The sequence below is a fragment of the Geodermatophilus chilensis genome (assembly GCF_002802985.1).
GTDB lineage: Bacteria > Actinomycetota > Actinomycetes > Mycobacteriales > Geodermatophilaceae > Geodermatophilus > Geodermatophilus chilensis.
In genome coordinates this window covers 1-7,473 of the sequence record NZ_NVPT01000215.1, presented here as the reverse complement: position 1 = coordinate 7,473, position 7,473 = coordinate 1, and the positions used below count along the sequence as shown (strand labels likewise).

General features: G+C 75.4%; 5 protein-coding genes. All 5 read left to right on the top strand.

Going from position 1 to position 7,473, the window contains the following annotated elements; all coding sequences use genetic code 11:
* Positions 1 to 316: 316 nt before the first annotated feature.
* On the top strand, positions 317 to 1,696 hold the full coding sequence (locus CNO22_RS24220; RefSeq protein ID WP_232807316.1) for an MFS transporter: 1,380 nt from the start codon (positions 317 to 319) through the stop codon (positions 1,694 to 1,696).
* Positions 1,693 to 2,898 carry a cysteine desulfurase family protein gene (locus CNO22_RS24215; protein WP_100501812.1) on the top strand — a complete coding sequence of 402 codons (1,206 nt, stop codon included), beginning with the start codon at positions 1,693 to 1,695 and terminating at the stop codon, positions 2,896 to 2,898. The genes CNO22_RS24220 and CNO22_RS24215 overlap by 4 nt, the downstream gene beginning before the upstream one ends.
* A 2-nt stretch (positions 2,899 to 2,900) precedes the next feature.
* Complete coding sequence (gene mnmA, locus CNO22_RS24210; protein WP_100501815.1) at positions 2,901 to 3,974, top strand: tRNA 2-thiouridine(34) synthase MnmA; 1,074 nt, start codon at positions 2,901 to 2,903, stop codon at positions 3,972 to 3,974.
* Between the two features lie 81 nt (positions 3,975 to 4,055).
* Positions 4,056 to 5,123 (top strand): methionine synthase, encoded by a 1,068-nt coding sequence (locus CNO22_RS24205; RefSeq protein WP_232807315.1) that lies wholly within the window; start codon positions 4,056 to 4,058, stop codon positions 5,121 to 5,123.
* Between the two features lie 57 nt (positions 5,124 to 5,180).
* Positions 5,181 to 7,328: an NAD-dependent DNA ligase LigA gene (gene ligA, locus CNO22_RS24200; RefSeq protein WP_100501811.1), complete on the top strand. Its 2,148-nt coding sequence runs from the start codon at positions 5,181 to 5,183 to the stop codon at positions 7,326 to 7,328.
* The last annotated feature ends 145 nt before the right edge of the window (positions 7,329 to 7,473 follow it).

Here is a 7,473-nt window from a genome sequence, read left to right as displayed (position 1 = left end):
ATCGTCGCGGTCAACAAGGACCCCGAGGCGCCGATCTTCGAGCTCGCCGACTTCGGCGTCGTGGGTGACCTGAACACCGTCGTCCCGCAGGCCACCGAGGCGATCACCGCCCGCAAGTAGAAGGACCCCTCCGCCCCCCACGCCTCGCAAGCTCGGCGCGGGTCCCTGCGGAGGGGCCGCTGCCGGCACGTTGGCCCGCTGGGCCTCGGGACGGGGCGGTCGAGCGCCGGTCCCCGTCGGGGGCCGGCGCTCGACGTCTGTCCGGGGGAAGTGTCGGGGCGCCGACCGGGTTGGCGCAGAGGTGGACGGGAGTGCGGTGCCGGGGATCCTCGACCAGGCGCACCGGCGGACGACCGCGGGCCTGCTCATGCTCGTCACCTTCGTCGCGTTCGAGGCCATGGCCGTCGGGACGGCGATGCCCACCGCGGTCGCCGAGCTCGACGGGCTGGCCTGGTACGGCTGGCCGTTCAGCGCCTTCCTCGTGGCGTCGGTCGTCGGCATGGTGGTCGGCGGGGACGCCGGCGACCGCCGCGGTCCCCGGGTCGCGCTGCCCTGGGGCGTCGCGGCCTTCGCGGCCGGGCTGCTGGTCGCCGGGCTGGCCGGGGGCATGGCCGTCTTCGTCGCCGGACGGGCGCTGCAGGGGCTCGGCGCCGGCGTCATGGTCGTCCTGCTGTACGTCATCGCGGGGCAGGCCTACGAGTCGTCGCTGCGGCCCCGCCTGTTCGGCGCCATCTCGGCGGCCTGGGTGCTCCCCGCCCTGGTGGGGCCGGTCGTGGCCGGGCTGGTCACGACCCACGCCAGCTGGCGGCTGGTCTTCCTCGGCCTGCTGCCGCTGATCGTGCTCGGCGCCCTCCTGGTGCTCTCGGCCGGCCGGTCGCTGACCGCGCCGGCCTCCCCGCCACCCGTGGCGAGGGGACGGCGGTGGTGGGCGGTGCTCGCCGGTCTCGGCATCGTGGCGCTGCAGTACGCCGGCCAGCGCCTGGACCTGCCGGCGGTGCCGGTGGCGGTCGTCGGCGCGGCCGCCCTGGTCGCCGGACTGCGACCGCTGCTGCCGCGCGGGACCGCCCGTGTCGCGCGCGGGTTGCCGGCGGTGGTCGCCTCCCGGGGGCTCCTGGCCGGCGCCTTCTTCGGGATGGACGCGCTGATCCCCCTGCTGCTGACCACCGTGCACGGCTACAGCCCGACCGCCGCGGGCCTGCCGCTGACCGCCGGCGCGGTCGGCTGGGCGCTGGCCTCCCAGCTGCAGGGCCGCTTCCCGCAGGTGCCGCGGGAGCGGCTGCTGCGCCTCGGTTTCGTGCTGCTCGCCACGGGCCTGGCGGCCACCGTGCTCGCCGCGGTCCCCTCGCTGGGCGGCTGGCCGGCCTACCTGACCTGGGCGCTAGCCGGCCTCGGCATGGGGCTCGGCATGCCCAGCGTCGGCGTGCTGCTGCTGGAGCAGTCCCCGGAGCACCGCAGGGGTGCGGACTCGGCGGCGCTGCAGATCGCCGACGTCACCCTGTCGGCCCTGAGCATCGGGCTGGCCGGCGTCCTCGTCGCGGCGGCCACGGAGGGGCTGCTCGGTCTGCCCGCGGCGGTGGCGACGTCGATCGCCGTCTGCACCCTCCTCGCGCTGCTGGGCGCACGGCTGGCGGGGCGGGCGGCTGCTCCGCCGCGGGAGGCGGTGCGCGACGCCGGGACTACCCTGGCGGCGTCATGAGCAGCTCCGAGGCGGTCTACCTGGACCACGCCGCCACCACCCCGATGCTGCCCGCGGTGCTGGCGGCGATGACCGGACAGCTGGGCCGCGTGGGCAACGCCTCCTCGCTGCACGCCAGCGGCCGCGCCGCCCGCCGGGTCGCCGAGCAGTCGCGCGAGCGGCTGGCCGAGGCGCTGGGCGCCCGCCCGTCGGAGGTGCTGTTCACCGGCGGCGGCACCGAGAGCGACAACCTCGCCGTCAAGGGCCTGTTCTGGGCCCGGCGCGACGCCGACTCCCGTCGCCGGCGCATCGTGGTCAGCCCGGCCGAGCACCACGCCGTGCTCGACAGCGTTGAGTGGCTGGCCAAGCACGACGGCGCCGACGTCACCTGGCTGCCCGTCGAGCCGACCGGACGGATCGCCCCGGCTGCGCTGCGCGCGGCACTGGGCAGCGGCGAGGACGTCGCCCTGGCCAGCGTCATGTGGGCCAACAACGAGATCGGCACGGTCAGCGACCTGGCCGCGCTCGCCGAGGTGGCGCACGCCGTCGGCGTCCCGCTGCACACCGACGCCGTCCAGGCGGTCGGGCAGGTGCCGGTCGACTTCGCCGCCAGCGGCGTCGACGCGCTCACCATGACCGGGCACAAGCTCGGCGGGCCGATGGGCGCCGGCGTCCTGCTGCTGCGCCGCGAGGCCGAGTGCACCCCGCTGCTGCACGGCGGCGGCCAGGAGCGCGACGTGCGCTCGGGCACCCTCGACGTCGCGGCGATCGTCGGGCTGCAGGTGGCCACCACCCTCGCCGTCGCCGAGCGGGAGGAGCGGGCCGGGCGGCTGGCTGCGCTGCGCGACCGCCTCGTGGCCGGCGTGATCGCGCAGGTACCCGACGCCCAGCTCAATGGCGCCCCCTTGGACGACGTCGTCGCCGGCGGCCCGGGACGGCTGCCCGGCAACGCGCACCTGTCCTTCCCCGGCGCCGAGGGCGACGCGCTGCTCATGCTGCTCGACGCCCGCGGCGTGGAGTGCTCCACCGGGTCGGCCTGCAGCGCCGGCGTCGCGCGGCCCAGCCACGTGCTGCTGGCCACCGGCGCCGACCCCGACCGCGCGCGCAGCTCGCTGCGGTTCAGCCTCGGGCACACCTCGACCGACGCCGACGTCGACGCCGTCCTCGACGTGATCGGTCCGGTCGTCGAGCGCGCGCAACGGGCGGGGATGGGGCGGCGGTGACCATGCGTGTGCTCGCCGCGATGAGCGGGGGAGTGGACTCGGCGGTCGCCGCGGCGCTGGCGGTCGACGCCGGGCACGACGTCACCGGCGTCCACCTGGCGCTCTCACCGGACCGGCAGACGCTGCGCAGCGGCGCCCGCGGCTGCTGCAGCGTCGAGGACGCGCACGACGCCCGCCGGGTCGCCGACGAGCTGGGCATCCCCTTCTACGTCTGGGACCTCGCCGAGCGGTTCACCGAGGACGTCGTCGAGGACTTCGTCGCCGAGTACGCGGCCGGCCGTACGCCCAACCCGTGCCTGCGCTGCAACGAGAGGATCAAGTTCTCCGCCGTGCTGGACCGGGCGCAGGCCCTCGGCTTCGACGCGGTCGTCACCGGGCACCACGCGCGGCTGGCCGGCGGTGAGCTGCGGCGGTCGGTCGACGCGGCCAAGGACCAGTCCTACGTGCTCGCCGTCCTCACGGCCGACCAGCTGGCCGGCGCGGTCTTCCCGCTGGGCTCGATGACCAAGCAGCGGGTGCGCGAGATCGCGGCCGAGCGCGGGTTCGCGGTGGCCACCAAGGCGGACTCGCACGACATCTGCTTCATCCCCGACGGCGACACCCGCGGCTTCCTCGCCCGGCGGCTGGGTGCCCGGCCCGGGCCGGTCGTGGACGCCGCCACCGGCGCGACGGTGGGGGAGCACGCGGGCGCCTACGGCTTCACCGTCGGCCAGCGCCGAGGGCTCGGTGTCGCCGTCGGCGACTCCCGGCCGCGCTATGTGCTCGGCATCGAGCCGGTGACCCGCACGGTGACCATCGGCACCGCCGACCTGGCCGGGGTCGACGAGGTCCGCACCGCGCCGCCGACCTGGACAGGTGCCCCGCCCCAGCTGCCGTTCCGTGCCGAGGTGCAGCTGCGGGCGCACGGCACCCCGGTGCCGTGCGAGGTGACCGCGGGGGACGACGGCGGCCTGCGGCTGCTGCTCGGCTCCTCGCAGCGCGGCGTGGCGCCCGGTCAGTCGGCGGTGCTGTACGCCCCCGACCCCGAGCGCGGCGACCTCGTGCTGGGCCAGGGCACGGTCCTCGCCACCTCCTGAAAGGGGACCCCGTCCTCCCCACCCCTCGCAGGCTCGGGGCGGTGCCCTGGACGGGGCCGGGCTCGGACTACCGTCGCCGCCGTGACCCCGCTCGACCCCGTGTCGCCCACCGATCCCGACGTCCCCGCCGACCTCGCCGACGCACCGGAGACCCGCGGGGCGGAGCCGGCGCCGGCGCCGTGGGGACCGGCCACCGGGGTCGGCTCGCTGCCGGGCGCCGACCCGGTGGAGGCGCTGCGCGTGGTCATCGGCGAGCTGCCCGAGTTCGCGCACCTGCCCGAGCTGCCCGGCCGCGGCCCGGGCGCGGACCTCGTCGGGCGCAGTGCCGCGCTGCTGGTCGACCTCGCCGTCGAGCTGACGCCGGCCGGCTGGCGGCTGGTGCCGCGGCCGGGGATCGACCAGCGCCGCGCCGAGGAGCTGCTGGCGCGCGACCTCGACGCGCTCCACGAGGTCGCCGGGGGCTGGACCGGCCCGTTCAAGGTGCAGGCCGCGGGCCCGTGGACGCTGGCCGCGGGCCTCGAGCGCACCCGCGGCGACCGCGCGGTCGTCGACCCGGGGGCGCGGCGGGACCTCGCCCAGTCGCTCACCGAGGGCCTCGCCGCGCACGTCGCCGCCGTCCGCGCGCGGGTGCCCGGGGCGCAGGTGGTCGTGCAGCTGGACGAGCCGTGGCTGCCCGCCGTCCTCGCCGGGGCGCTGCCCACCGCGAGCGGGTTCGGGAGGCTGCCTGCGGTCGAGGCGCCCGTGGTCGAGCAGGAGCTGGCCGCCGTCGTCGGCGCGTTGTTGGGCCCGGTGGTGGTGCACTGCTGCGCCGACCGGGCGCCGCTGGGGCTGTTCCGCTCCGCGGGGGCGGACGCCGTCTCCTTCGACCTCGGGCTGGTGCAGGACCTGGACGCGCTGGGCACCGCCGTCGAGGCCGGGACGCACCTGGTGCCGGGCGTCGTGCCGGGCACCGACGCCCCGCTGCCCGCCCCGAAGGCGACCGCCTCCCGGCTGCGGGCGTGGTGGCGCGAGCTCGGCTTCCCCGCTGAGCGGCTGCACGAGGCGGTCACGCTCACCCCCTCGTGCGGGCTGGCCGGCGCGACGCCCGGCCACGCGCGCCTGGCGATGACCCACGTGCGCGAGGCGGCGCGCTACCTGCTGCCGGAGTGACGCACACGGCCGGGTGATCACCGGTTCGCCGTCAGACCCGCCGGATACCGTTCCGCCGTGACCACCGACGCCGAGCTGGACGAGCCGCAGGTCGAGGCCCCGACCGAGCGCGAGGACCTCACCGAGGTCCCCGACGAGGCGCGGACCCGGCACCGGGACCTCTCCGAGGAGCTCGACCGCTACGCGTTCGCGTACTACGTGCAGGACGCGCCGCTGGTCAGCGACGGCCAGTACGACGAGCTCATGGGTCAGCTCAGGGCGATCGAGGCCGCTCACCCGGCCCTGGTCACGCCGGACTCGCCGAGTCAGAAGGTCAACGGCGGCTTCGCCGCCACGTTCGCCCCGGTGCGGCACCTGGAGCGGATGCAGAGCCTGGACAACGCCTTTTCCGGTGACGAGCTGTCCGCCTGGGCCGCCCGCGTCGAGCGCGAGGTCGGCTCCGCCGCGGTCTACCTGTGCGAGCTGAAGGTCGACGGTGTGGCGGTCGACCTGGTCTACGAGCGCGGCCGGCTGGTGCGCGCGGCCACCCGGGGGGACGGCGTCACGGGGGAGGACGTCACCGCCAACGTGCGCACGATGGACGACGTCCCGCAGCAGCTCACCGGGGACGACGTCCCGCCGCTGCTCGAGGTGCGCGGCGAGATCTACTTCCCGGTCGCCGCCTTCGCCGACGTCAACGCGGCCATGGTCGAGCAGGGCAAGGCGCCGTTCGCCAACCCGCGCAACGCGGCCGCCGGCTCGCTGCGCCAGAAGGACCCGCGGGTCACCGCCTCCCGGCCGCTGCGCCTGGTGGTGCACGGCCTCGGTGCGCGGGAGGGGTTCTCGCCCGAGCGGCAGTCGGAGGCCTACGCGCGGCTGCGCGAGCTGGGCCTGCCGGTGAGCGACCGGTTCCGGGTGGTCGACGACCTCGAGGGCGTGTGGGGCTACATCGAGACCTACCGCGAGCAGCGGCACTCGGTGGAGCACGAGATCGACGGCGTGGTGGTCAAGGTCGACCAGGTGGCGCTGCAGCGGCGGCTGGGCTCGACCTCGCGCGCGCCGCGCTGGGCGATCGCCTTCAAGTACCCGCCGGAGGAGGCCACCACCAAGCTGCTCGACATCCGGGTCAACGTGGGGCGGACCGGGCGGGTGACGCCGTTCGCCTACATGGAGCCGGTGAAGGTGGCCGGGTCGACGGTGCAGCTGGCCACGCTGCACAACGCCAGCGAGGTCAAGCGCAAGGGCGTGCTGATCGGCGACACCGTCGTCATCCGCAAGGCCGGCGACGTGATCCCCGAGGTGCTCGGCCCCGTCGTCGCCGCGCGCACCGGCGACGAGCGCGAGTTCGAGATGTCGACGCACTGCCCGGAGTGCGGCACGGAGCTGCGGCCGGAGAAGGAGGGCGACGCCGACATCCGCTGCCCGAACGCCCGCTCCTGCCCCGCACAGCTGCGGGAGCGGGTCTTCCACGTGGCCGGCCGTGGGGCCTTCGACATCGAGGTGCTCGGCTACGAGGCGGCGATCGCGCTGTTGGAGAGCCACCTGCTGCAGGACGAGGGCGACGTCTTCTCCCTCGACGAGGAGAAGCTGGAACGGACTGCGTTCTTCACCAAGAAGGACGGCACCCTCTCGGCCAACGGGCGCAAGCTGCTGGCCAACCTGCAGACCCGCAAGGACGTGCCGCTGTGGCGGGTGCTGGTCGCGCTCTCGATCCGGCACGTCGGTCCGACCGCGGCGCAGGCGCTGGCCCGCGACTTCCGCTCGCTGGACCGGATCGCCGAGGCCTCCGAGGAGGAGCTGGCCGCCGCCGACGGCGTGGGGCCCACGATCGCCCGCTCGGTCAAGGACTGGTTCGCCGTCGACTGGCACCGCGAGGTGGTCGAGAAGTGGCGGGCCGCCGGGGTGCGCATGGCCGACGAGGGGGAGGACGCCGGACCGGGGCCGCTCACCGGGGTCACCGTCGTCGTCACCGGCTCGCTGCGCGACTTCAGCCGCGACCAGGCGATCGCCGCGATCCAGGAGCGCGGCGGCAAGGTCACCGGCTCGGTGAGCAAGAAGACCGGCTTCGTCGTCGTCGGGGCCGACCCGGGCAGCAAGTACGACAAGGCGGTGCAGGCCAAGGCGCCGATAGTGGACGACGACGGCTTCCGCGTGCTGCTGGAGGAAGGGCCCGACGCGGCCCGCGCGGTCGCGACGATCGGCGACCTGTCTTTTATACACACCTGACGCTGCCGACGACCCCGTCCGTGTAGATCTCGGTGCCCTCTGTATCATTGACCAAAAAACCCCGTCGGTTTGTGCACTTGAACATGTACGTTACCTTCTCTTTATACACACCTTAGCATGCTTACTCATATATCCCACTGTTATT